Origin of the sequence: Acrocarpospora macrocephala, from assembly GCF_009687865.1 — a bacterium.
Classification (GTDB): Bacteria; Actinomycetota; Actinomycetes; order Streptosporangiales; family Streptosporangiaceae; genus Acrocarpospora; species Acrocarpospora macrocephala.
In genome coordinates this window covers 24,033-49,033 of the sequence record NZ_BLAE01000034.1, presented here as the reverse complement: position 1 = coordinate 49,033, position 25,001 = coordinate 24,033, and the positions used below count along the sequence as shown (strand labels likewise).

Annotated in this window: 15 protein-coding genes; 6 read left to right on the top strand and 9 right to left on the bottom strand. The window is 67.5% G+C overall.

Annotated elements, in window-relative coordinates; genetic code table 11:
• Positions 1–11: 11 nt before the first annotated feature.
• The gene (locus Amac_RS27710; protein WP_155357350.1) at positions 12–2,063 is read right to left on the bottom strand and encodes a hydantoinase/oxoprolinase family protein; all 2,052 of its coding nucleotides are present in this window, start codon (positions 2,061–2,063) and stop codon (positions 12–14) included.
• Positions 2,064–2,284: 221 nt separating this feature from the next.
• On the opposite strand from Amac_RS27710, the gene Amac_RS27705 reads away from it, so the two are divergent.
• Positions 2,285–4,582, top strand: coding sequence for an ATP-binding protein (locus Amac_RS27705; RefSeq protein ID WP_155357349.1), 2,298 nt, complete (start codon positions 2,285–2,287; stop codon positions 4,580–4,582).
• Positions 4,583–4,707: 125 nt separating this feature from the next.
• Positions 4,708–5,589 carry a GAF domain-containing protein gene (locus Amac_RS27700; RefSeq protein ID WP_155357348.1) on the top strand — a complete coding sequence of 294 codons (882 nt, stop codon included), beginning with the start codon at positions 4,708–4,710 and terminating at the stop codon, positions 5,587–5,589.
• Between the two features lie 12 nt (positions 5,590–5,601).
• Here Amac_RS27700 and Amac_RS27695 read toward each other — a convergent pair whose 3' ends face one another.
• The 3 genes from Amac_RS27695 to Amac_RS27685 all read right to left on the bottom strand — a co-directional run bounded on the left by Amac_RS27695 (position 5,602) and on the right by Amac_RS27685 (position 13,445).
• Positions 5,602–6,135: a hypothetical protein gene (locus Amac_RS27695; RefSeq protein ID WP_155357347.1), complete on the bottom strand. Its 534-nt coding sequence runs from the start codon at positions 6,133–6,135 to the stop codon at positions 5,602–5,604.
• A 143-nt stretch (positions 6,136–6,278) separates the two neighbouring features.
• Positions 6,279–11,963 (bottom strand): ThuA domain-containing protein, encoded by a 5,685-nt coding sequence (locus Amac_RS27690; RefSeq protein ID WP_218041311.1) that lies wholly within the window; start codon positions 11,961–11,963, stop codon positions 6,279–6,281.
• A gap of 222 nt (positions 11,964–12,185) precedes the next feature.
• On the bottom strand, positions 12,186–13,445 hold the full coding sequence (locus tag Amac_RS27685; RefSeq protein WP_281356347.1) for an ROK family transcriptional regulator: 1,260 nt from the start codon (positions 13,443–13,445) through the stop codon (positions 12,186–12,188).
• A 227-nt stretch (positions 13,446–13,672) separates the two neighbouring features.
• On the opposite strand from Amac_RS27685, the gene Amac_RS27680 reads away from it, so the two are divergent.
• From Amac_RS27680 to Amac_RS27670, 3 genes are all read left to right on the top strand, one after another.
• Entirely contained in the window at positions 13,673–14,923 is a 1,251-nt protein-coding gene (locus tag Amac_RS27680) for an ROK family transcriptional regulator (RefSeq protein WP_218041310.1), read from the top strand.
• A 166-nt stretch (positions 14,924–15,089) separates the two neighbouring features.
• The gene (locus Amac_RS27675) at positions 15,090–15,533 is read left to right on the top strand and encodes an ester cyclase (RefSeq protein ID WP_155357346.1); all 444 of its coding nucleotides are present in this window, start codon (positions 15,090–15,092) and stop codon (positions 15,531–15,533) included.
• Between the two features lie 29 nt (positions 15,534–15,562).
• Entirely contained in the window at positions 15,563–15,715 is a 153-nt protein-coding gene (locus Amac_RS27670) for an SDR family oxidoreductase (protein WP_155357345.1), read from the top strand.
• Between the two features lie 20 nt (positions 15,716–15,735).
• On the opposite strand, the gene Amac_RS27665 is transcribed toward Amac_RS27670, so the two are convergent.
• From Amac_RS27665 to Amac_RS27650, 4 genes are all read right to left on the bottom strand, one after another.
• Positions 15,736–17,220: a plasmid pRiA4b ORF-3 family protein gene (locus Amac_RS27665; protein WP_170322682.1), complete on the bottom strand. Its 1,485-nt coding sequence runs from the start codon at positions 17,218–17,220 to the stop codon at positions 15,736–15,738.
• Positions 17,221–17,411: 191 nt separating this feature from the next.
• A complete protein-coding gene (locus Amac_RS27660) occupies positions 17,412–18,086 on the bottom strand; it encodes an RloB family protein (RefSeq protein ID WP_155357343.1) in 675 nt (224 codons plus the stop codon).
• Positions 18,076–19,341: an AAA family ATPase gene (locus Amac_RS27655; RefSeq protein WP_155357342.1), complete on the bottom strand. Its 1,266-nt coding sequence runs from the start codon at positions 19,339–19,341 to the stop codon at positions 18,076–18,078. Before Amac_RS27655 ends, Amac_RS27660 begins: the two co-directional genes overlap by 11 nt.
• A gap of 649 nt (positions 19,342–19,990) precedes the next feature.
• Positions 19,991–20,569: a hypothetical protein gene (locus Amac_RS27650; protein WP_155357341.1), complete on the bottom strand. Its 579-nt coding sequence runs from the start codon at positions 20,567–20,569 to the stop codon at positions 19,991–19,993.
• A 127-nt stretch (positions 20,570–20,696) separates the two neighbouring features.
• Here Amac_RS27650 and Amac_RS27645 point away from each other — a divergent pair, with 127 nt between their 5' ends.
• Positions 20,697–22,529 carry a hypothetical protein gene (locus tag Amac_RS27645; protein WP_155357340.1) on the top strand — a complete coding sequence of 611 codons (1,833 nt, stop codon included), beginning with the start codon at positions 20,697–20,699 and terminating at the stop codon, positions 22,527–22,529.
• A 67-nt stretch (positions 22,530–22,596) separates the two neighbouring features.
• Here the strand turns inward: Amac_RS27645 and Amac_RS27640 are convergent, their stop codons facing one another.
• Positions 22,597–24,990 (bottom strand): ExeM/NucH family extracellular endonuclease, encoded by a 2,394-nt coding sequence (locus Amac_RS27640; RefSeq protein WP_155357339.1) that lies wholly within the window; start codon positions 24,988–24,990, stop codon positions 22,597–22,599.
• Between the last annotated feature and the right edge of the window lie 11 nt (positions 24,991–25,001).

Sequence of the window (25,001 nt, the reverse complement as noted above, 5' to 3'; positions counted from 1 at the left end):
AGCGGTCTCCTTCACCTGTGGTTCAAGTAGATGAGGAAGTGCCCGCCGTCGGTGATCTCGATCCCCGCGTCCGGCGGCACGTAGACGGTGGTGTCCGGCTCCTCGATCAGGCAGGGACCCTCGGCCTTGCCGAGCGCGCCGAACCCCCGGTGCACCTCGACGCGGCGGCGGTGTCCGGACAGCGGCTCGATGACCTCCCGCTCGGTGGCCGTGTGCCATTCCTGGCCGTAGGTCTCGGTCACGTTCTGGATCTCGGTACGGCCAACCGCCCGCACCCGCGAGTTGACCAGCAGCACTTCGGCCTCGGTCCACGCGGTGCCGGTGCCGAACTCGGCTTCGTAGTCCGCCACGAACCGCCGCCGCAACGCCTCCTTGTCGCCCTCTCGGAATGGCTCCTCGGGCAGGCGTGTGGTCACCTCGAAGATCTGGCCGACGAACTTCATGTCGGCCTCCCGGTAGAGCACGCGGCGGTCCGCAGGGACGCCCGCAGCGTCGAACCAGTCCCGCGCGCGCTGTTCCAGGGCGGCGAACTCCTTTTCGAGCGCCTCGGCCGGCTGGTCCATCGTCCACGGGCTGGTCTGGACGACAGAGAAGACCGAGTCCGCGTGCATGAGTCCGTAGGCGGAGAACACAGCGGCGTCGCGGGGGATGACCACCTCGCCCGCCCCCGTCTCGGCGGCGATCGCGGCGGCGAACAGTCCGCAGGCGCCGCCGAACCCGACCAGGGTGAACTCGCGGGGATCGTGCCCGCGGTTGACGGTGATCTTGCGCAGCGCGTTGGCCATCTGCGAGGTCGCCAGCCGGTACATGCCGTGCGCGGCGGCGTCCTCAGACAGCCCGAGCGGCTCGGCCAGGTGCCGCCGAATCGCGGCGCGTGCCTTCTCCACCGACAGCGGGACCGTTCCACCGAGGTAGTAGCCGGGGTTGATCAGCCCCATGACCAGCGCGGCATCGGTCACCGCCGGACGCTCGCCGCCCTTGCCGTAGCAGGCGGGCCCGGGCACGGAACCGGCGCTGTGCGGGCCGACGCGCAGTACCCCGCGGCCGTCGATCCAGCCCAGGCTGCCGCCCCCGGCGCCGATGGTCTCGATGTCCACCGCGGTGAGGCTGGTGGGCAGCCCGCCGATCTCGGCCCGCGGCAGCACCCGCAGCTCGTCGTCGATGATCGCGGCGGCATCCAGGCTCGTCCCGCCCATATCAGCGGTGAGCACCCGACGTCGGCCCAGCCGCATGCCGAGCAGGCGCGCGCCGGTCACCCCGCCCACCGGACCCGAGTTGAACATCGAGATCGGCGCCCGCGCGGTCTCCTGGACCGAGAGGAACCCGCCGTGGACCTGCATGATCTGCACCCTGGTGCGCAGCCCCTTGGCGGCCAGAGCGTCGGCGAGCTGCTGGAAGTGGGCCGCGACGATGGGCTTGACCGCCGCGTCCAGCGCCGTGGTCACCATGCGCTCGTACTCCCGATACACCGGCGTCAGCGCGCTGGACAGCGAGTAGGGCACATCCGGGTGGTGCTCGCGCAGGTAGCCGGCGATCGCCCGCTCGTGCGCGTCGTTGCGGAACGACCACAGCAGACACACCGCGATCGACTCGGCCCCGGCCGACAGTGCTTGCTCGACGCTCCCGCGCACGGCGTCGCGGGACAGCGGCACCAGCACGGTCCCGTGCGCGTCAACGCGTTCGGGCACCTCGACGATGAGACGCCGGTCCACGATGTCGGGCGGCGGGGTCAGCTTGTGTGAGTCGCGCTCATCGGTACGCGCGGAGCGGGCGATCCGCAGCGTGTCCCGGAAACCCTGCGTGGTCAGCAGCCCCACCCGGGCGTACTTCTGCTCGTTCACCGCGTTGGTGACGATGGTGTTGCCCAGGACGAACCGGTCGATCGCCGGATAGAACTCCGCCTCGCTCAGCCCGACCCGCTCGCGCAGGATGCTCAACGCGGCGAGGATGCCGGTCGTCACGTCCGGCGTCGAGAAGGCCTTGCCGTGTACGGCGAGGCCGTCCGCGATGGCGACGGCGTCGGTGAACGTGCCCCCGACGTCGATACCCACATGCAGAACCATGACGGTCAGCCTCCCTTCGCTGCATCGGCTCCGGTACGGCGCTCGGCCAGGAGCAGCTCGAAGGAATGCCACCAAACCCCACCAAACAGTCTACAATAACCCGAAATAGGTTTGATTTACCATAAATCAACATCAATTTGGATAAATCGGGAAGAACTATGTGCCTAGGTTGAGTAGAGATAAGCGGTGACGGAGAACGCACGGGAAGGACGAGATGGTCAATGGTGGCCGGCGGAACTGACGTCGCCGCTCTCATCGCCGCTCGCGAGCGCTTCCTGGCCGGCGAGCCCGTCGAGAGTGGCATTCGCGAACGCGTGCTGACGTCATGGCAGCGCTGCCTGCGCATGGGCATCACGCCCGACCACGTGTCCATCGTGTTCCACCCGGACATCGACCTAGACGGCGAATTCGTCCATGCCGCCGCACCAGTGCTCGATCAATTGGAATCCCAGCTCTCCGGCATCAAGGTGACCGTGGCTCTCGCCGACGAGCGGGCCAGGATCCTGCGGCGCCAGGGCGGGGAACCGGCACTCCACAGCTGGCTGGACCGGCTGCCGTTCCAGCCCGGTCTCGGATTCTCCGAGGATGCCGCCGGCACCAACGCTCTCGGCACCGCACTGGCCGAGCGACGTCCGGCCCTCATCCGCGGCCCGGAACACTTCGCCGACTCGCTGCGCACGCTCGCAGGCGCGGCCGCTCCCATCCGCGACCCGATCAGTGGCCGCATCCACGGCATCCTCGATCTGACCTGCCCGGACCGGTACGCCGATCCGGCGATGCTCGCCCTGGTCACGACCGCGGCCAGAAGCATCGAACAACGCCTGCTTGAGCAGCACTCCGAACGGGAACAGGCGTCGCTCCTGACCTTCCTCGACGCCAAGCGCCGGGCCCGAGGGGCGGGGGTCACGCTGGTGGACACCACCTGGCCAGACGACGCTTCCACCGTGTCCGCGTACGACCGGCTTCGCATCCTGGAGAACGCCGCGGAACTGATCTCGGCCGAGCGGGTGGGCGTCGTGATGGTGCCGCTGTCGCAGAGCCGTACCGCCATGCTGCTCAGCCGCCCGGTCGGCAATCCGGACGGGACGCACCGCACCGCGGTCGAGGCCATCGTGGACCGCAGCGCATCCCGGCACATGACGTCGGTCTCGCGGCCCGGTCCCAGAGCCGAATCCGCCGCGCCCGCCCCGGCCACCGTGACCGACGGGTGGCTGCTCGCCGTAAGCGAGCCGAGTATCGGCCGGCTCGCCCTGCAGGCACGCGAACGACTCAGCCTGCTGTGCGACGCGGGCTCCCAGATAGGCACCACTCTTGACGTGACCCAGACCGCGAAGGAACTGACCGAGGTCGCCGTCCCGCGGTTCGCCGACTACGTCGGCGTCGATCTGTCCGACCGCGTGCTGCGCGGGGAGGAGCCCACCACCATCTACGCGGGGATGCGCCGGGTCGCCTTGAAGGGCATCACGGAAGGATCCTGTCTGCATCCGGCCGGGTCGTTCATCCACCCGCTCCCGTACACGCCACAGGCCCGCAGCGTAGCCGCCGAGCAGCCGATACTCGAACCAGTGTTGCCCACCAACCTCGGCTGGATGGCACAGGATCCCGAACGCTGCCGGAGAATCTGCGAGCACGGCATCCGCTCCCTGGTCGCGGTGCCAATGCGAGCCCGCGGCATCACCCTCGGGATCGTGAGCTTCTATCGCGCCGCGGTCAGGGACGTGTTCGAGGAAGACGACCTTTCCCTGGCCGAGGAACTGGTCAACCGCGCGGCGGTGTGCGTCGACAACGCCCGCCGCTACACCCACGAGCACACGATATCCGCGGAGCTGGAGCGCGCCACCACGTCGCTGCGGCAGTCACTCGATCGTCAGCGGCGCTTCACCACCGACGCCTCCCACGAACTGCGCACTCCCCTGGCCGGACTGCGCGCCCAACTGGAGGAAGCCGAACTCCACCCCGGCGAGACCGACCTGGCCGACCTGCTCCGGCACGCGCTGGGCGATGTGGACCGGCTGCAGGCCATCATCACCGACCTCCTCCTGCTGGCCCGGGTCGGAGCCGCCCCGCCCACCGCCCTGGAGCACATCGACCTGGTCGGACTCGCCGAATCCGAAACCTCGCGCCGGATCGGCGACCCCCACCCGACTCGACTCGATCTCACCCCCGGCGTGCTGGCCAACGCCATCCCCACCCAGATCTACCGGGTGCTGAGCAACCTGCTCGACAACGCGCAACGGCACGCCGCCCACGGCGTCGTGGTAGGGGTGCACCGTGCCGGCGATATGGCCGAACTCAGCGTCACCGACGACGGCCCGGGAGTTCCCCCAGCGGAACGCGAGCACATCTTCCAGCCCTTCACCCGGCTGGACACCGCTCGCAGCCGCGACTGCGGCGGCACCGGGCTCGGCCTGGCCATCGCCCGCGACATCGCCCACGCCCACCACGGCACCCTGCACGTCGAGGACGCGCCTCCAACCGGAGCGCGCTTCATCCTTCGCCTCCCACTCGCCGACCCATGAAGCGGCCAGCCCGCCGTTCAGGCGGAAAATCGGTCGTTCTTTGCCCGACATTGAGAATAATGATGCTGTTTGTCCATATTATGGGCAGATGCGCCTAGTGGGAGGGAGCCGTGGGAGCGAGCCGTATGGCAGGCGTCTTGGACGCGAGACGGCAGCCCGCCGACAAGATCATTGAGCGGTTCCTGGACGGAAAGCTCGCAGGGGGCGAAGTGCGCGTTCCGATCTTGAATTCGTGGCGGCGGTGCCAGGCGGCGGGACTCACTCCCGAGACCGCCCGTCCACGCCTGTTCCACGACCTGGATTTCGACTGCGAGCTGGTGCGCGCGGCCCGGCCCGTGTTCGAGCGGCTGCGCACCGCGGTCGCGGGCACCCCGGCGGGCATGTTCCTGGGCGATGCCACGGGCGTGATGTTCCTGCGCAACGTGGGTGAACCAGCCCATGGCAGGCTACTGGACGCGGTCGGCGCCGCACCCGGCTTCAGCTACGCCGAGCCCGATATCGGCACCACCGCCTTCGGCACGGCGCTGGTGGAACGGCGGACCTGCCGGGTCTCGGGCAACGAGCACTTCGCGGCGGAACTCCACGGGATCACCGCTGTGGCCACACCGATCCGGAATCCGCTCAGCGGGCGCGTGGCCGGCGTCGTCAGCGTCACCTGCCCGAACGACCGGGCGAGCGAGGAAATGACCGCCCTGGCCCAGCGGTCGGCCGCCGCCGTCGAGCAGCGGCTGCTCGAACTGACCAGCGAACGCGAGCATGCCCTGATGGAGGAGTTCCTCCGGACGAAGAGTTTCGGAGCCGGAACCGCCGTAGCGCGTTCCGCGCCCCGGGACCTGTGCCGCCGCGATCGGCTCGCCCTGGAGGACGCCGCCGTACGGCTGGTCGCGCAGGGCCAGGGAGCGGTGGTGGAGGTCACCCTCTCCGATGGCCGCACCGCCACACTCCTGGCCCAGCCGATGAGCGATTCCACCGGCATCGCGGTAGAAGTCTGGTTCACCGGCGGCTAGCGGGTAGACATCTCAGCGCCGGATGTCCGCCCGCTGGCGACGGGCGAGGCCGATCCAGACCGCGAGGGCGAGCACCGCCGCGAGGACGATGACGCCGATCTTGAGCGGCAGGTCCCCGTCGGATGCGGGAGCCGCCGCCGCGTCCCGTGCGGGGGCGGTCGCCGCCACAGGCACGGCGGCGATGTCCTGTGCCGTCACTTTCGTCGTCTTGCGCGCATTGGCGGGCTTGGTCGTGGTCACGGTCACCTCCCACTCACCGCTCGGCAGCGGCTGGGCGGAGTGGTAGAGGTTCTGGCCCTCGGGTGACGACCGGAGCGGGACCGGCCCGAAGGAACGGCCGTCGGCGGCGGTCGCGACCAGCGTCGCCTCGACGATCTCCGTGACCGGGGTGCCGCCCTCCTTCCAGGTGACCAGCACGTTGACGTTGTGGCCGCCGTCCCCGACCACCTCCAGCTTGATCGGTCTGTCCTGGGCGGAGGCCGCCGGTGCGCCGAGCAGCAGCCCGAGCCCGGCCAGCACGACGGTCACGGCATATCTCAGTCTCACGAGTCGTGATTCCCTTCAGGTTCGGCGTCGGCGCGCCGCCATATCCAAGCGCGGAAACCCCGCCCAAGGTGCCCACGTGGGCCCCCTGGGCGGGGGCTCGTCGGGGTGCCGGGAAGGACCCGGCACCCCTGGTCACAGCCCGGTCAGTTAACGGGCGTGCCACCGTTCGCCACGATCAAGGCGTTGGCGTCACGCAGGAACGTGGCCTTCACCTCGGCGTTCGAGACGATCTTGGGATCGTTGACGGCTTCGATGAACCGCTCGAGCTTCTTGACGATCTTCTTCTTGTCCCTTTCCCTTTCCTTGTCCTCGGACACCATGACCTTGGAGATCTTGTCCTGGAGCTTCGCGGCGCCGGTGGCGGAGAGCTTGCCGGCGGCCTTGAAGCGTTCGATCAGGGCGGAGATGTCGTCGGTCGAGGTGGCGGTGGAGAACGTGACCGTCTGCTCCACCTTGGTCCCGGACTGGGTTTCGACGGTGACGGTGAGCGTGTGCGCGCCCAGAGCCAGCTGGTACAGCGGCTGGACCGAGCCGGACGTGAACGACTGGCCGTCCAGGGTGCCGGTGACCGTCTTGACGTTGGTTCCGGCGACTTCCCAGGCGATGGTGAGGTCCTGGCTGTCGCCGTACTCCGTGCCGTCCGCGACACCGGAGATCAGGATGGTCGGCGCGGCCTCTTCCTCGATCTTGATGGTCGCGGCCTTGGTGTCCTCGACGTTGCCGGCCTTGTCGGTCGCGCGGTAGCGCAGCTCGTGGTCGCCGACACCGGTGACGTTGACCGCCGCGGTGTAAGGCGTCCAGTCGCCGCTGTCGAGGGCGTACTCGATCTTCTCCACGCCGGACGTGGCGTCCGTCGCGGCGAGGGTCACCGGGACGGTGCCCTGACCCACCGGGAGGAAGTCCGCAGTGGTGGCGGGCGCCGTCGCGTCGACCTTCAGCGCGAGCGACTTGGCCGCCTCGACGTTGCCCGCCTTGTCGACCGAACGGTAGTTCAGCGTGTGCGGGCCGTCGCCGGTGATGACGACCGGCTCCAGGTACGTGGTCCAGGCGCCGCCGTCGAGCTGGAACTCGGTGCGGTCGACCCCGCTGCCCTGCGCCTCGTCGGCGCCGGCCAGCGTGACCAGGACCAGGCTGGTGAACCATCCGCTCGCCGGCTGGGCCGGGTCCGGGGTGGCCGTCGTCACCGGCGCGGTCGTGTCCGGCTGTCCCTGGGTGAGGCGGAAGTAGTCGAACTTGGCCGTCTTCGATTCGGTCGCGTTCACGCCGAAGGCGAACACACCGACCTTGGGGCTGCCGACGGCCGTGTTGGTCACGGCCTCCGCCAGATCCGTCCACGTGGTGCCGTCGGCGGAGTACGACCCGCGGAAGGTGGTGCCTTCCTTCTTCAGCCGCAGGTACCAGACACCCTGGGTCAGGTTGCTGACGCCCGGCTGCGGGTTGAGCACGGTTCCGCCGGCCTCGCTGCGCAGCTCGATCCGACGCGTGAGCGCAGAACCGGGCTGGTTGTCGAGGACGAGGTCCAGCTTCACGTAGTTGTTGTCGTCGGCGTAAACGAGCAGACCACCCTGGTGGTACTGCTGGTTGAACGTCGACCCGTCGACCTTCGTCTCCAGCGTGAAGTCGCCGTTCGGCGCGTTCTGCAGGATGAAGTTCTTCGGGTTGCTGTTGTCGCCGCCGTAGATGTCACCCGACGAGGTGTCGATCTCGAGGTTGCCACCCGTCACGCGAGCGAGGGTGTTGTCACCACGGACGATCGCGTTCCAGCGGCAGGGGTCGATCGTGCTGCCGTTGAACTCGTCGCTCGGCTCGGGCGAACTGGCGGTGTCGTCCGGCGTGATGTGGAACCAGTCGAACGCGGCGTCGACGACCGGGCGGTTGCCGGTGCTCGCGAACGAGATGAGGCCGATGCGCGGGTTGGTGATCCCGGCCAGCGCCTTGGTCTCCGGCATCGCCGTGAAGGTGGTGCCGTCGGCCGAGTAGTGAGCGGTGAGGTTGGAGCCGTCGCTCATGAACCGGACGTAATAGGTGTCGGGGAAAGCGTCACCGAGGTTGCCGGTGTTGCTCGCCGCCACCTCGTTCGGCGTGCCGTTCTCTTCCCGGATGAACTGGAAGATGCGGGCGGCGTGGTTGGCCGTGGCACTGCGACCCTGGAGCACCATCTTGGCGTAGTTGTTGTCGTCGCCGTACACGACCAGACCGGCCTGCTGGTACTGGGTGTCGGCGACCATCGTCACCTTGGTGGTGGCGGTCCAGGCGCCCTGCGGCAGCGGCTGCAGGACGATGTTGCTCACGTTGCCGGGACCGCTGCCGTAGATCTCCGTCTGCGAGGTCGGCAGGACGAGCTTGCCGCCCTCCACCCGCAGGTTCTGGTCCTCACGGACGACCGACCAGCGGTTACGGTCGAGCGAGGCGCCCAGGAAGTCGTCCGAACGACCCGAGAAGCACGTGGTGCTCGGCGGGTTCACCCGGACCGTGACGGTCGCGGTGGTCGAGGCGCCCTTGGCATCGGTCACGGTGACCGACGCGGGGTAGGTGCCCGGTGCGGCGTAGGTGTAGCTCGCGTTCGCTGTGGTCGGCTGCGGCGAACCGTTGACGCCGAAGTTCCACTTGTACGTGAGCGGGGTGTTGTTGTCGGGGTCGGTGGCCGTCGAGGTGAAGTCCACCTTCAGCGGCGCGGTGCCCGTGGTCGGGTTGGCCGCCGCGGTCACCTGCGGGCGCTGGTTGTCGGTGACGCCCTTGCCGATGAAGTCGACCCAGTTGAAGTTGAGCAGCGAGGAGTTGGCCGCCGCGCTCGCCGGCTTGCGCACCACGAAGAACAGCGGGCCGGTCGTCGCGGGCGGGTTCGTCAGGTCGAGCGTGACATCCTTGTACGTCTGCCACGCGCCGGTCGGCGTGATGTCGATCGAGCCGATCACGGTCCCGGTCGTGGGGTCGCCCACCTTGACCTGCACCGTGCCGCCGGCACCCGCCGACGCCGTACGGAACCGGATCGAGGAGACGCCGCCCAAGTTGATCGGGGAGAACGAGAACCAGTCGCCGTCCTGGATGAAGCCGATGTTCTGGCTGCCGCCCTGGGTGTCGCCCGTGGTCTCGATCTGAACGCCCGCGGGGTCGGTGCCCACGCCGTCCGCCGTGCGGCCGGTCCCCGAGAAGTGCTCGGCCTGCTTGTGCTTGGGCTGGAGAATGACCTCGTTTCGCCCGGTGAGCTCCTTGGCCGCGCCGGAACCGCCCTGGTCGGTGTAGGTGGCCTCAAGGATGTAATACAGGTTGTCGTCGCCGCCGTGGCCGCTGTCGGAGAGCGTCTGGACGGTGCCCTCGCAGCCGGAGTGCTGGTCGAGGGGGTGGCCGTGGCTGTCGTGGCCGAGGTACGCCTGGATGGTGACCTCGTCACAGTCGATCGTGCCGTCCTCGGGGTCGGAGACGGTGATCTTGTACTTCACCTGGTCGCCGAACTCGAAGAACCCGCCGCTCGGCGGCAGGTCGATGGTCACCGTCGGCCGGGTGTTGCCCGCCACGATCGGGACGCTCGCCGTGCCGGTGAGGCCGTCCGGGTTGCTGACCGTCAGGACCGCGTTGTAATTGCCCGCCTGGGTGTAGGTGTGCGCGGGGTTGGGGTCGGTCGAGTCGACGGTGCCGTTGTCGTCGAAGTCCCACGCGTACGTGATCGGCTTGCCCTCGGAGTCGCTCGACCCCGCGCTGGAGAACTGCACGGCCAGCGGCGTCGGACCGTCGGTCTTGTCCGCCGAGGCGCGGGCCACCGGCGGCCGGGTGCCCTTGACGTAGTCGATGCGGTAGACGCCGGAGTCGGCGTTGTCGCCGCCGAAGCCGGACCCCCACTCGATCAGGTACAGCGCGCCGTTGGGACCGAACTTGATGTCCATGGGCCGCTTGAAGCTCATGGACTTCAGGATCTGGTTGATCTTGATCTGCGCGGTGCCGGCCTCGTTGAGCTGGAACGAGAAGATCTTGTTGGTGTTCCACTCACCGAAGATCGCCTTGCCGTCCCAGTAGGCCGGCCACTTGACGGTCGACTCCAGGTCGGCGTCGTAGCGGTAGACCGGGCCCGCCATCGGCGCGCCGCCGTTCAGCTCGGGGAAGACGTTCGGGTTGGTCCCGCCGCTGTACCAGATCGTCGCCGGGGTCACCGCCGGCAGGTTGGTCAGGCCGGTGTTGTTGGGCGAGTCGTTGACCGGCGCGGCGCAGTTGAACGCCGACCCCGACACCTTGGTGGCGAAGTTGTAGTCGATGTACGGCGTGTTGTTGCCCACGCAGTACGGCCAGCCGTAGTTGCCCGGCTGGCTGACCAGGTTCCACTCGACGGTGTTCTGCGGACCGCGGGTGGGGCTCGCGGACCCGGCGTCAGGGCCGTAGTCGGCCACCATGGGATGTCCGGTCTTCGGGTCCAGGCCCATCCGGAACGGGTTGCGGAAGCCCATGGCGTAGATCTCGGGCTTGGTCTTGTCCGTGCCCGGGGGGAACAGGTTGCCGGTCGGGACGGTGTAGGTGCCGTCGGACTCGGGGTGGATCCTGAGCAGCTTGCCGCTCAGGTCGTTGGTGTTGGCCGAGGTGCGCTGCGCGTCCCACGCGGCGCGGCCCGTCTGCTCGTCGATCGGCGCGTAGCCGTCCGAGGCGAACGGGTTGGTGTTGTCACCGGTGGCCAGCCACAGGTCGCCGGTCTTGTGGTCCATGAGCATGCCGCCACCGTGGTGGCAGCACTCGGCCCGCTGCACCGGCACGTTGAGGATCGTCTTCTCGCTCGACAGGTCGAGGGTGTCCCCCGTGACCGTGAACCGGCTCAGCCGGTCGACGTTCTGACCCGCCGGGGAGTAGAAGAGGTACAGCCACTTGTTGGTGTCGAAAGCGGGGTCCAGTGCCACGCCGAGCAGGCCGCTCTCGTTGGCGGTGAACACGTTCAGGTGCGCGGCCGTCACGGTGGCGCCACTGGTCTTGACGATCTTGACGTCGCCCAGGCGGTCGATGTAGAAGACCCGCCCGTCCTTGGCGATGTCCAGCATCATCGGGTTCGCCGTGTTGTCGTCGAGGGTGATCTTCTCGAAGCTGCCGCTCTGCGAGGCCGAGCAGTCGGCCTTCTCGGCGCCCGCGGCGGTCTTGATGCCGCCGAGGAGCATCTTCACGAAGTTCGGCTCGACGAAGCTCTCCTTGGTGTGGCCGAGACCGGTGTACCAGGAGCGTCCGCCGTCGTAGTCCTGGCACCACATCGTCGGGTGGTCGATGCCCATGGTGCCGCCGGTGTAGGACTTCTCGTCCATCGACGCCAGCACGTGCACGGTGCCGCGGGGGTTGGCCTGGTAGTCGTACCACTCGTCGTTCCGCGTCCACGAGGTCGGCAGGTGCGCCGTCGACGGGTGCGCGGGGTCCTCGACCCGGATGGTCCCCTGCGGGGTTCCCGCCGGGTGCGATTTGAAGTACGCGCCGACGAGCTTGCCGTACCACTCCCAACTGTAACCGCTGTCCGAGGCCGCGTGGATGCCGGCGAAGCCGCCGCCGCCCTGGATGTAGCGCTGGAAGGCGTCCTTCTGCGCCTGCGTGTTCAGCGGGTCGCCGGTCGTGGAGAGGAAGATGACGGCCTGGTACTGCGCCAGGTTGGCGTCGGTGAACTGGGCGCTGTCCTCGGTCGCGTCGACCGCGAAGTTGTTCTCCAGGCCGAGCTTCTGGATGGCCGCGATGCCGTCGGGAATCGAGTCATGGCGGAAGCCGCTGGTCTTGGAGAAGACGAGGACCTTGAAGGCGGGCTCCGCGGCCGCGGCGGCGTTCGCCGGCGACGTCAGGAGCGAAAGGGCGGGCATGAGGGGCAGGACGAGGGCCATGGCCACCATCGCTGCCGTCCGACGTAAGGTTCGATTTTCGTTGACTGGCAGGACCCTGATGAGCCTGGCCCACGTTCGAGAACGTGGTGACATGGGGAATCCCTTTCCTGACTGGGGATACGTCAGGCAAGGCGCGCGCCGCCGCGCTTGTTGCCACTTGTTACTTTGTGTTGTGGTTACTGCGGTGGCTGGAGGGTGCCGTCTCCAGGCTCTGGGGGGCTGTCAGTAGGCTGCCAGCCGGGGTATTGGATCCATGATCGTGGTCGGGTGGTCGATGAGCCGGTTGATCACCATGCTCGCGGCGCCCCGGGAGGCGGCGCCGAAGCCGAAATTGGACGCCGTGAACCGGCATTGGGCGGCGGGACCGGCCACCACCAGCCGTTCCAGCTCCGCCTGGGCGTGCGGCAGCAGCCATTCGGCCAGCGTGGCGAAGTAGCCGCCGACGACGATCACCCGCGGGTTGAAGAGGTTGGCCACGATCGAGCCGCCGAGCCCGAGCCATCGTCCCACCTCCGCGACCGCCGCCAGCATGCGGCGATCACCCGCGGCCAACCCTCTGGCGATCTCCGTCGCCCGCTCCTCCGGATCGGTGACCGGCTGGTACGGCTGCTCGGGCATGGCCATCCGCACCAGCGCCGCCAGCCCCACCTTGGTCTCCCAGCAGCCGTGCCGCCCGCAGCCGCAGCGGGCGCCGCCCGGGTCGACCGGCAGGTGCCCGACCTCGCCGGAGAACCCGTCCGCGCCGCGGAGCAGCTTGCCGTCGATGATGATGCCGCCGCCCACGCCGACCTCGCCTGTCAGGTAGACGAGATGGGGCGTGCCGGCGGCGACACCCGCGGTGTGCTCGGCCAGGGCCGCGAGGTTGGCGTCGTTGTCGACCATCACCGGAACGCTCAGGCCGAGCGCGGTGGACAGCCGAGCCGCCAGCGGCAGGTCGTGCCAGTCCAGGTTCGGGGCGAACGTCACCACGCCGCGCGCCACGTCGACCAGGCCCGGGACCGCCACCCCGAGGCCGGCCGGGACGGCCCCGGCCCGCTTCATCGCCTCGACGGCCTCCCGGGCGACCCGGCTGAGCCGGCGCAGCGAACGGTCCGGGCCGCTGGCCATCGTGTCGAAGCCGACCCGGCGCTCCACCAGGACCCGGCCGCTGAGGTCGGAGCCGTGAACCGAGATGTAGTCCACGTTGATCTCCAAACCCAGCGCGCCGACGTGCGCGCCGTGCAGCGCCACGGACCGCCGGGGGCGGCCGATGGCGCCGACGTGCTCGATGCCGGTCTCCCGTACCAGCCGCCGTTCGAGGAGCTCGGCCACCAGGTTGGAGACCGTGGCCCGGTGCAGGCCGGTCGCCTCCGCGATGTCGGCCCGGGACCGGGACACGTGGTCGCGCAGGTGGCGCAGGACCAGGGAGAGGTTCGTCTGGCGCAACATGGGCGAACTGGTCGGCGCGGCGGCTTCGGCCGCGCGGGTGACGTGGTGCTCCACGCGGTCACCGCCTTTCGTTTGTCTCGGCGATCAATTAATGAGGTTTGTAACACGCGTGTGTCCGGTTTGCACCACTGGGACAGATAACGAGTTGACATCGTCAAGTATGTGCAGGTCGGCGCCCTGCACACCCCGTTACCCAACCGTTACATCGTGTGCCGATTGCGCCCACTGGACCTGGCCGTCTTTAATTTGGCCAGCCATGTAGACGAATCGAGGGGGCGGTCGTGGATCTCACCGGTCCGGACCGCCGGTCGGCGGGAGTCCCCGCGGACCAGGCCACGATTCGCCGCTCCAACCTCTCCCTCGTGCTGCGCCATGTCAGCGAGAGTGGCCCGTGCTCCCGATCGGCCGCCGCCATCGAGACGGGACTGAACAAGACCACCATCACCAGCCTGGTCGGCGAGTTGCAGGCGCGCGGGCTGGTCAAGGAGATCGGGCCACAACGCGCGGGCTCGGTCGGGCGCCCAAGCCTCGCGCTCGTTCTGGACGGCTCCCGGGTGGGCGCGCTGGGCGTGGAAGTCAACGTCGACTACATCGCCGCCTTCGCCACCGACCTGGCGGGCCGGGTGCTCGCCGACCGGAGGATCAGCTTCGACGCCATGGGACACGATCCCGGCCGCTCCCTCGACAAGCTGGCCCAGGTGATCGGGAAGACCGTCGCCGACCTCGGCCGGCTCGGGGTCGCGCTGGCCGGGATCACCGTGGCCGTCCCCGGTCTCATCGACACCGCCACCGGCACCGTCGTCATCGCCCCGAATCTCGGCTGGCACCAGGTGCCGGTGGCCGACCGGCTGCGGTCCGCCGCCCCGGACGTGCCCATCACCGTCGACAACGACGCCAACCTCGCGGCGCTGGCCGAATATCGCTCGGGGATCGCCATGGGCACGCCGAACCTGGTCTACCTCACCGGCGAGGTCGGCGTCGGCTGCGGCATCATCTCCGGCGGCCGGCTGCTGAACGGAGCGGACGGCTTCGCCGGGGAGGCGGGCCACATCATGGTCGACCCCGCCGGTGAGCGCTGCGGCTGCGGCCGGATCGGCTGCTGGGAGACCAAGGTGGGGCTGGCGGCGCTGGTGCGGATGGCCACCCCGGACCACGCCTACGGGGTTGGCCAGGTCGTACGGGATCCGGAGGAACGGCTGGCTGAGATGGAGCAGCGGCGAGCCGAAGGGGATCCCCGCGTCGACCCGGCGATCGCCGAGATAGGCCGGTGGCTCGGCCGCGGCGCCGCGATGCTGATCAACCTCTTCAACCCGCGGGTGGTCGTCCTGGGTGGATACTTCGCCCAGCTCGCCGACCGGATCATCCCCGTCGCCCAGACGGAACTGAACCGGCTCGGCATGACCGCGGCCACCAACCGCTGCGGATTCGCCGCCTCCGATCTCGGCTTCGGCGCGGCGTCACGGGGAGGAGTCCACGTCGTCATCGAGCGCGTATTGTCCGACCCCACCACGATCCCGATCCGCACCCCATAGGAATTCCGGGACGTCGACGGGATGGGCGGGGTCAGATGCTCTTGAGCCGACCGGGAAATCATGGCGTGTTCCATGGTGCGCGCACAACGCCGCCCTAACCAGCGGCTGACTCCTCGTTGAGTAGCGTAAGAATGAGATTTAGTCTGAATCCGGCCTGGGGGTATCCGTGTCCACAGCCTGGGACCTCAAACGCCAGTTGAAGAACGCGATCAACGCTCACGATCTGCAAAGAGTGCTCGACTGCTACAGCCCAGACGCTGTTTATGTCGCACCGTCAGGCATAGCAGAAGGGCACGAGGAGATCGCCTGGCACTATGAGCAATACTTCAAGGGATTCCCCGACTTTCACGCGACGGCGTGGCTTGAGCTGGCCGAATGCGCTATCCCTGCCGTTACGGAATGGACATACACCGGCACGCATACGGGACCTTTTCTGCTGCCAGACGGGCATGTGATAGAGAGAACAGGTCACCGCATCACGGTGCGCGCTTCATGCGCTGCTCATATTGAGGACGGAAAGATCATCACGCACCGTGAATACTACGATCAGCTAGAGCTGTACAGCCAACTGGGCTTCGGCTTGACCGAACTAAATCCGGCCTCTGCTTAGGAATGCAGTAGGTAATCCGCCATTGCCCCATGGTTCGCCCCGCCACCCTACGTAGCTCGGAACGCAGAATCAGCCTCGGCCGCCCCGGCCAGGCCACCGAGGTCGCCTCGGCCATCGCGTTCCTGGTGTCCGACGACGCTTCCTACATCACCGGCATAGACCTGGTCATCGACGGCGGCTGAACGAAGTCGGTGTAGCGACCTCAGCTGAGGTCGCTCGCGCCTTCGACCTGAGCGAAATGGGCCGCCAGCTTCTCGTTGACGGCCTTCTGGTCGAACGGGACAGGGTCTTCGGGATAGTCGGGGTTGTAGTCCTCAATCGGGTTGTCGCCGCGCCCGCCCACGCATACCGGGCGAGCGATGCCGTCGCTGTGTACCTTCTCCAGCATGATCTCGTGCCGCCAACAGTCTCCGAGGTCGTAGGTGTAGGAGATCTTCGACCGAGGCGCGGGAAGGGCTCGGTTGAGCCGGTAGCCGTACTCGTCGCCGCACTCGTCCAAGCTGTGGAAGGGGTCGGCGTAGCGGCGGCTGACGGTCTCGAACACATGCAAGTGATCATCACCCCAACCGAACAGGACCTGGATCACCTCGTGCAGATCGCCAAGTGAGAGATTCTCCGGCACCATGACCCGCCGCCACAGCCCGCCGTACAGCGAGATTTTCATCTGATAGGCCGGGATTGGTGGCGGGGTGAGCGGCAACGCCTCCAGCAACCTGGCAGCTTCGGGATGACCGCTGTCCCGCACGGACTCACGGATGTCATCGCCGATCGCGTCCAACAGGACATATAAGGCGTCGCTGACGCCATAGCGGTCCAGCGCGGCCAAGGCACAATCGACGGCGACCCAGAGCACGTCCTCCCTCGACGGGTCAGGCCCGTGGTCCAGGTCAGCCAGCGCGCTCCGGGCATGTGCGCCCAGCATGGGGTGAAGGCGCACCTCCCGCCACAGCGGCACGGCATACTCGCCGCGTTCTCCGATCACCTCGATCGCGCTGATCCGCGCTGCGGCAGTTGCATCCGCAGCTGCCTGCAGCAGTTCGCGCAGAGGATCACGCGTGGAATCGCGGTCGGCGGGCAGCCGCCAGCGCCAGACAGGCTCCCAGATCTCCTCCTCGGGCAGGTCCGCCAGCAGACGCAACACCGCCGCAGCTGACAGGTCCGAAGTAATCGGCGGTGGGACTCGACGACCGAACTCACCGCGCGCGTACTCGCCCAGTGCCGTCACGCCCATACGCGAATCGAGCGCGCCGAAATCTCGCAGGATCGCGACGATCCAGTCAACAGGATGCTCCATGGCCGCATCGGCCAGGATCGGTGCCCGCCAGTCCCAGTCGCCACGGCGCCGCATCTCTTCTGCGACCGCCTGCGACAACGCCTCCCCCGGCAGCGGTGCCTTCTCCGCCAGGATCGTCAGCGTCACCTGGCAGCAGATTCGCGGATCAGCCCCGCACGGATCGGTCACCCGAGCCGCCAGCACTTGCTCCACGGCCGCGAACCATTGCCGCGCGGTCGGCTCGGCCGCCGCCTCCGCCTGTACGGCACGACTACCGGAGATCTCGATGAACCCCATCGCCAGCGCGCCGACCCACGCCTGATGGACCACGGCGACATCGCTCAGCCGCCGCACCTTGGCCGGGCACGGCACCCGCAGAGCCCTGGCGGCCTCGGGAACCAGCGCGGGTTTCAACGCACCGCCGGAGGTAACGGCTCGTCCGGTCCCCACCCAGACGGCAAGGTCCTGCACAACGGCGAACGCCGGAAAGCGACACGCCTTCGGGAGGAGACTCTCAGGCACCCGCGTCATCGTAGTGGGTCACACCCACCCGGGTAGGCGGCAGCAGCCGCCCGGTCGTCTAGCCAGGACACTAATGATCCAGTTCAGTAGGAACGAATCCCGAGGCCCTGCTCAACGAAAGTGTGGACATCGGTGTACGGATCTCGCCGCGACCAGGGGACATGATCCCCATGTGCCGCGTTCATCCGCTCGGCGCGCTTCTTCGCCTCGCCGAAGCTACCGACCGGGATCTGTTCTGGAAGCACGAGTTTGACGTTCTCGACGGCCTTGGCGAAGGGCAGCCGATCGGTCACGAGGCCGCAAACCCCACTAAAAGTTCCGGACACCGAGTTGAAGTGCAGCAGTCGCCAAACCTCGAAGCACGGATGCGAGAACGCGACACGGACATCCGCCTCGCGGGCCAGCTTGAAGGCTTCGTCGACCTGCTCGTGATCGTCTCGGTCGAACAGGCACCAGACCTGCGGCCAGAATTCCTCCGGCAGCCCGCCCTGCTTCGCCTCCCGAATCTGCTCGCGCATGAGGCGTGCCGCCGCCTCGACCAACTTGATCGGCTTACGCCAGGATCCCGACACGGTGGCATTCGCGATCCTGACCTCCACCGCGATCGTCGGGTCCGCGTTAACCCCCTGAGCACGGACGATCTCAATGTACGTCGGCTCGGTGACCTGTCCCTCCGAGTAGACATACACGAGGCGGCGCCGACGGGCACGCTGCCTCTTCGAAGGGCCCAGCTCTTCCTTGCCCTTCTTACGCGCCATCCGCTCTCCTCCGCCGGGCCCCCTTCAGCCGCTCGTCTGTACTGATCAATCGACGGGCGATCTGACCCTCCAAGATCAATGGGACTCCGCCGAACGCCCCAGCCAGATAGGACTTCATCAAGTCCTCATTCTCTGTCGGCGAAGCAGCCGTCAATGGGTACAGCGCAGTAGCGCCATCCTTGTCCTTCTCCGTCAACCACACCTGTCCCGGCTCCATCGGACGCTCCCCACTCGAAGTAGTGAGAACCGAAGGATCGTGCGAGGTGAAGATGAGCTGCGCACCTCTGGGATTGGCCTGCGGATCCTGAAAGAGCCTGACCACCTCAGCGGCGAATCGCGGGTGCAGGCTGGCATCCAGTTCATCGACCAGAAGTACGGTTCCCTCATCGAGCACCAAGAGCAACGGACCCAGTAGCGCATACCACGAGCGAGTCCCCAGCGACTCATACCGCCACTCGAACGGAACTTCTCCGGCAGCGGACTGGTGGAACAACACAGGCGCGGGTCGATTCTTCCCTTCCCGGGTGACCTTCGCGTCGGTGATTCCCAAATCCGCGACCCTCAGGAGATCCTTGATCCGCTGCGCCTCCTGGCCCGACAGCGCAGCCGTGGTGAACGCCTCGCGAGCCTCCCGCTCATCTTCTGGATTGATGAGCAGCAGATTACGACGGAACCAATGAAAAAGTGCTGACAGTTGAGGATGGTTGTCCGTGCCCGCTGTCGACAGGAGCAGCGCATTAGGCCGAGTGCGCCGCACCAGCTGAGCTCGGTCCTTCACCCGGTTGCCCGGCCACTCATACACCTCTGCTCGCGAGGTGTCGCGATCCATCCACACCTGACGGTGACCACGAGGGTAGCTGTGAATCCATTCCGCCACGACACGCGTAGGGCCAAGCTCGAATCCGTAAGTCCAGCGAACCTCATCGATCACGAAGTCCACTTCGAAGAAGCTCGGGTCATCCTCGCCCTTTGGGTCCAAGCGGAAGGATTGTCGAGGGATACCGTCGAAAGACGCCCAGCTGGCGTAGGAGTTGAGAACCGCCGCTCGCATATCAGTCAGGGCGGCCAGCACATTCGACTTACCAGACGCGTTGGCACCGAAGATGCCGATCAGCGAGAAGACCCATGTCGACCGATCTCCCCCCAGGCTCACCGCACGCGCTGTGAGACTCGGCTTGTCTTCAGGGACGACGAAAGCCAACTCTTGCTCATCGCGCAGCGATCGAACGTTCGCCGCACGGAACCGGAGCAGCACGCCATCCCCCTTGTCAGCCTACGGTTAGCGTAACTGTCCGTCGCCAGTCGACCCGACTCGCGGCGATCACAACTTGGTGGATGGCTCCAGCACCTGCTGGTCGCCGTTGTGCGCGCCTTGGCTTGGCGATCAGGTCGTCCATGTACTCCTGCTGCGTCACTGGCCTCTCGGCGGTGCGCAGCCGCTCCCCCGCGTCGCCTTCGAGGCGCAGCAGCCTGGCCCGCGCCTACAGCAGCGGTCGTTGGCGTGGAGGCCTAGCTGCTCGTTCAGCCGCACATCGTTCTTGCGCGGCCCTCCTTGCTGGCCAGCGCCCAGAATCCGCGTACATGGTTGACGACATTCGCAGGACCGTCGGTTCGCGCGGGGCCCTGCGGCCTGGTGAGTACGCCATATACCTGGCCGCGTTCACATAGGACCCTTTTGTCACCATGGCAGTAGGTCCGTGGTCGTGACTGGGTGGGGAGGATGTGTGGCGGGCTGAGCGAACGGGGGCAGATGTGACTACGCCGTGGAAATTTGTACTTCCGGAGCAGGCTACCCAGTCGACGAAGAAGGCCAAGAGGAAATCTAATCAGCCTTCACGGACTCGTAAGCGGCAGGCGAAGTCGAAGTCCGGGCTTGTTTTTGCTCAGGATCCTGCTCTTGTCGCTCAGATCGAGGAATTTCCTGAAGAGCCGCGGCGGCTAGGTCCGACTCGGCCCAAGCTGCAGTTGGTTCGCTCCTCGACAGTCCGCACCACGACGGAGGAGAGGTCTACCAGGACCTCCCTCCCGCCCGTGGTGAGCGAGCGCCGCACCTCCACCACGGGCAGAACTCCGGTTTCCTCGCCTTCGCTGGGGTTTCCCTTCTTCGTCCCGGACTCTCCGCCGCGGAGCGAGACCAGGTCCAGGCCCATCTCCACGTTCAGCGTTCCGGATTCACCGCCAAGGCGGCTTTCGAGCGTCCGGGGCGCACGTGACGTCGAAGAGATGGTCGACGTCGTCCCGGAGACCCAGCTCCCGGTGCCCTCGCTCGTCCCAAAGCCGACCACCCGGACTCTCTCCGTCCCGACGGCTTCCACCCGCACGCCTGTCACCACGACGAAGATCCACAGCCCTACGCGCGCTCCAAAGGCCAGGCAGGTCATCGTCATCGATGACTCGTCCGACGACGACGAGCCAGTTCCCCGGACGTCCACCACGACCGACGTCCCCGTTACCACCACGATCACCACAAGCTTCGCAACCACCGACCTCCTCGATGTGGATCCGGCTGAGGACCGGGATTCCGGCTCCGCGCCCGTGGACGATCCGGTTTTCACGCCGCCGTACCGGGCTCTCCAAGAACACGGGCCATTTGCGAATTTTCAGGATTTCGTGGAGTTCACCGAGGAGAACTCCACCCTGACCGAGCGCCTGCTGAATGGGCTCAACAACCCCTACTCCGACGACGGCAAGGTGGCGAGTTACTGGCTGGCGCAGGCCCGCAGAGTCGTTCCCAGCGCACCGCTCTCGGTCGCGCAGCACCTCGAGAAGTCCGAAACCCTGTGGAAGGCGCTGGGAAAAACGCTGAACGTGGCGGCGACCAGCCGGGCGGAGATACTGGCTGAACTTTATTGGACGACGAGCAGGGAGCCCGGTGGAACGGACCTGATGCTCAGCCGGTTACGGTCGTGGACCGGCAGAATCGGCGTGCAGGAGGCTTTCGACGCCAAACTCGCGGCGTTACACGACGCGCAGTGGCTGCCGAACAATACGGGTTCCGTCGAGATGGCATCGATGGAGGGCCTGGGATACTCCGAGTACGGGAAAGCGCAGAGTGCCGCCAAGGACACCATGACGGCACTCCTTGACACCCTGAAGCGTCAGCTGCTGAGGCAGCACGGGTCGCATGCGGCTTGGATGGCGCAGTTGGGCAGCGATCCGACGCTCAAGGACGAGCGCGCGCTCGACCGAGTAGCCGACGTGCTCACCACACTCCGAGGGGACCGGGTGTGCGTCTCGCTGCTGCACCGCGGGCGCGAGATCGGCGTCTTCGCCAACCGGCCGGACCAGGACCTGGGGCGTGACCTGGAAGCGTTGCTGCGCGCCTCCCGGGCGGTCGGTCAGAAGGCCGAAGACGAGGTACGGGCGCTGCTGGACACCATCGCCGCGCGCGAGCCGACGACGTCGAAACCCCAGCTCCTCGAATCGAGGACGCGCGCCGAGATCCGGATCCGGAAGGCCATCGCGTACCTCCGGACGCTGGAACAGACCGAGGGCCGTATCCGGGTGGTCGCGTACAACGGATCGCTGCCGAAGGCGAAGAACGGCACCGAACAGGAAGTGCACGCGGAAATGCAGGCGCTGGCGGTCGCCCGCGAAGCTCCGGGGAGCTACAAGCTGGGCGTCGGCAGGGCCTGCTGCCTCAAATGTTTCCTGGTCCTGAACGACGTCTATCCCGACGTCTTTCAGCGGACCCTGGCCACGCACATGAAGATTTACCCATGGCCCCCGCCGGCCGTGCTCCGTGACGAGGACGTGCTGCGAAGAATGATGGGCGACGATCTGCCGTTGGCGGGACGGAAGGCGCTGAAGTCGATGGGCGGGCGGGGCGCGCTCGCCGGGGGAATCGCCTTCTCCGGGCTCGAGGCCCAGGGCAAGACCCGCTCCGCCGATCCAACCGGTTACGCGTCGAGCCAGGAAGAACCGTCCGACCCGCCGTTGTCACCTGTCTGGCAGGATTTGGACGAGGATGACGACGAGTTGATCCGAGCTCTCGACGAATACGAGTCGTACCAGGCATATCTGGACAGCGACGTGTCTCTGACCGAAGCCGAAGCCCGGCTGGAGCGCGGCGAGCTGGGTCCCCCGCGCGGCCCCACCCTGGCCACCCCTCCGGTACCGACGTCCCTGGCGATTACCCCGTCCACCGGAACGTCTACGCGAATCACCTCGCCCGTAGGCACATCCACGCGCATTACATCTACACGCCTCACGTCTCCGGTGGTGAGGTCACAGGAGACATCACTGACCGGTCGTACCGGCCTGCCAGGCTTGGGGACGACACAAACCACGCCACGATCGATCGCCCCCAGAACTCCCGCGCCCGTCAGGCCCACCAGCACGCGAGACGGCGGCGACCAAGGGGGCGACGACACCCCGACACGGACGACTGGGAACGGTTCGCCCCCGCGGAAACGACTCAGGAAGAAGAAGTCAGTGCAGTAGCGAACAAAGCGGGCCGTGACAGAGTGCTGTCACGGCCCGCAGGTCCCGCAGGGGGAGGAATGCTCCGTTAGAGCTTGAGCCCGACCAGGAGCGGGTCGTGGTCGGAGGAGCGGTAGGCGTCAGGGGCGTACAGGTATGGCGGGTTGAATTCGGTGTTGTAGTCCATGAACCGGCCCTCATCGGAGTTGATGTGCCAGATGGTGGCGCCGGTCACCAGCTTGCGCAGGTCCTTGTCGACCAGGAGGTGGTCGAGCTCGCCGGACAGGCCGTCGAAGACGTAGCTGTAGCGGTCATCCTTCGGGATGTACCTCTTGCTCAGGCTGGTCAGCCCGAAGTCCTCGAAGGCGTGGATGGGGTCTTCCTCGCCGTAGGCGTTGATGTCGCCGGCGACGAGCACGTTCGGCAGGTTGAGGCTGTCGATCAGGGCCAGCAGGGCGGTGGCCTGCTTGACGCGCTTGGCGTTGTAGCAGCTCTGGCCGTCGCCCTGGTCGGCGTCGGGGCCGGTGGCGGGGCCGTCCACGTCGGTGCAGCCCTTGGACTTGAAGTGGTTGACCAGGATCGTGAAAGTGTCGCCCTTGCCGTCCGCCTTGCGGAAGGTCTGGACCAGCGGGGGCCGGTTGAAGATCGGGTCGGCCGAGGACTGCGCCGCGCCGACCGGGGTGACCTTGGCGGGCTTGTAGATCAGCGCGGTCTGGATGAGGTCGGTGCCCGGGTTGGGGTGGGTGATCCCCTTGTACGTGCCCGCGCCCGCCTTGGCGTTCAGCGCGGCGACCAGGGTGTTGAGCGCCACGTCGTTGTTGCGCTCGACCTCCATCAGGCCGGCCACGTCAGGGTCGAGGCTGAGGATGTTGGCGACCAGCTTCGCGAGCTGGCGGTCGCGCTCGATGGCGGTGGTCGCGCCCCGGGAGCCGAGCGTGGTGAACCAGTTGAGCGTGTTGAGGCTGGCCACGCGGACGTTCCCGCCGACGCGCTCGGGCTCGGCGGGGCGCGGGTTCTTCGCCCGGAAGACGACCGGCTGGGTCGGCTGCACCCGGTAGAGGTTGAAGCCGTAGGTGATCACACCGGTCAGCTTCTTCACCTCGTCGCCGAGCCGGACGGTGGTCAACCCCTCACTGTGGTACGGCAGGAGCGGCGGGTTCTGCACGTTGGAACCGTCGTCGAGCAGGATCGTGCGCCGGGCGTCCTTTTCGGTGTCCACGCCGGTGCGGTCGGTCGGCTGCCACAGCCGCTCGTTCGCCGAGATGGTGATCTCACCGAATCGGCCGAGGTTGTAGATCTCCGAGGCGGCCATCTTGTCGTCGAAGGTGACGAGCATGTTCTCGTACCGCTCGAAGGTGGTGCCCGCCTTGAGCGGCAGCTCCAGCTCGATGGGCTTGATCGTGGCGGAACCGCAGATGTTGACGACGGTGGCCGGGGAGATCTCGGTGAGGCCGTTGAACTCGATCACCTTGCCGGAGACGAGCACGCGGCTGCCGACGGTCACGGGCGTGGACGAGAACACGAACAGGCCCTCGGAAGTCGCCACGTTGTTGTCCGGCTTGGGGTCCTGGATGTAGAAGCCGCCGAACCGGCCGGTCCCCTGGAAGGTGCCGGTGACGATGCCCTCGACCCGGACGTCCTGGCCCGCGATCGGGCTGGCGTCGCCGCTGCCCTGCACCTGCGCGATCCGGTGGGTGATGGGGGTGTCGCACGTGGCGGGCGGCGTAGGACTCGGGCTCGGGCTCGCCGAGGGCGACGGGCTCGGCTCGACGGTGGGGCTCGCGCTCGGGCTGGGCGACGGCGACGGCTCGACGCCGCCGCAGGGAGCCGCGGCGGTCGCGCTGTTGCGCGGGGCGGGGGCTCCGGCCTCGAAGTCGGCGGCGTTGTCGTCGGTGTCGGCGCAGCCGGCGCTCTTGCGGAACGCGGCGGTGGTGTTGCTGAGCGTGGGCGCGGCGGCACTGCCTTCGAAGAAGTTCGCCGTGCCGAAACCGACCAGGTCGGCGACGAGCGCGAGCTGCTCCGGGGTGCAGACGACGGTGGAGCCGTTGCAGGCCAGGCCGTCGGTGGAGTGGACCAGCGCCACCTTGCCCGCGGTGCCGCTCATGTTGATGGTGCCGATGTCGTCGGGTGTTGGCAGCGAGCCGCTGGGGGTGGTGCCCGCCTGGAGCTGGATCAGGTGGTACTGGCCAGGGGCGACGGTGCCGGTGAGGTTGGTCTTGTTGGAGCCGAAGTTTCCGGTTCCGGTGGCGCTGGTGTACTGCACCGACCAGCCGGCCAGCGAGACGGGGGCGCCGCTGCGGTTGAAGACTTCGACGTAGTCGTTGGAGAGGGGGGCGCCGGAGTTGCCGCCCCCTCCGTACACCTGGCTGATTACTACTGTTCCCGGCGCCGCGGCGGCGGGAGCGGAGGGGAGAGCGGCGATCGAGCCGACGGCGAGACCGGCGGTTACGAAGATCGCGAGTGCCCTGGGCATGGGACGCATGGCTTGGAAGG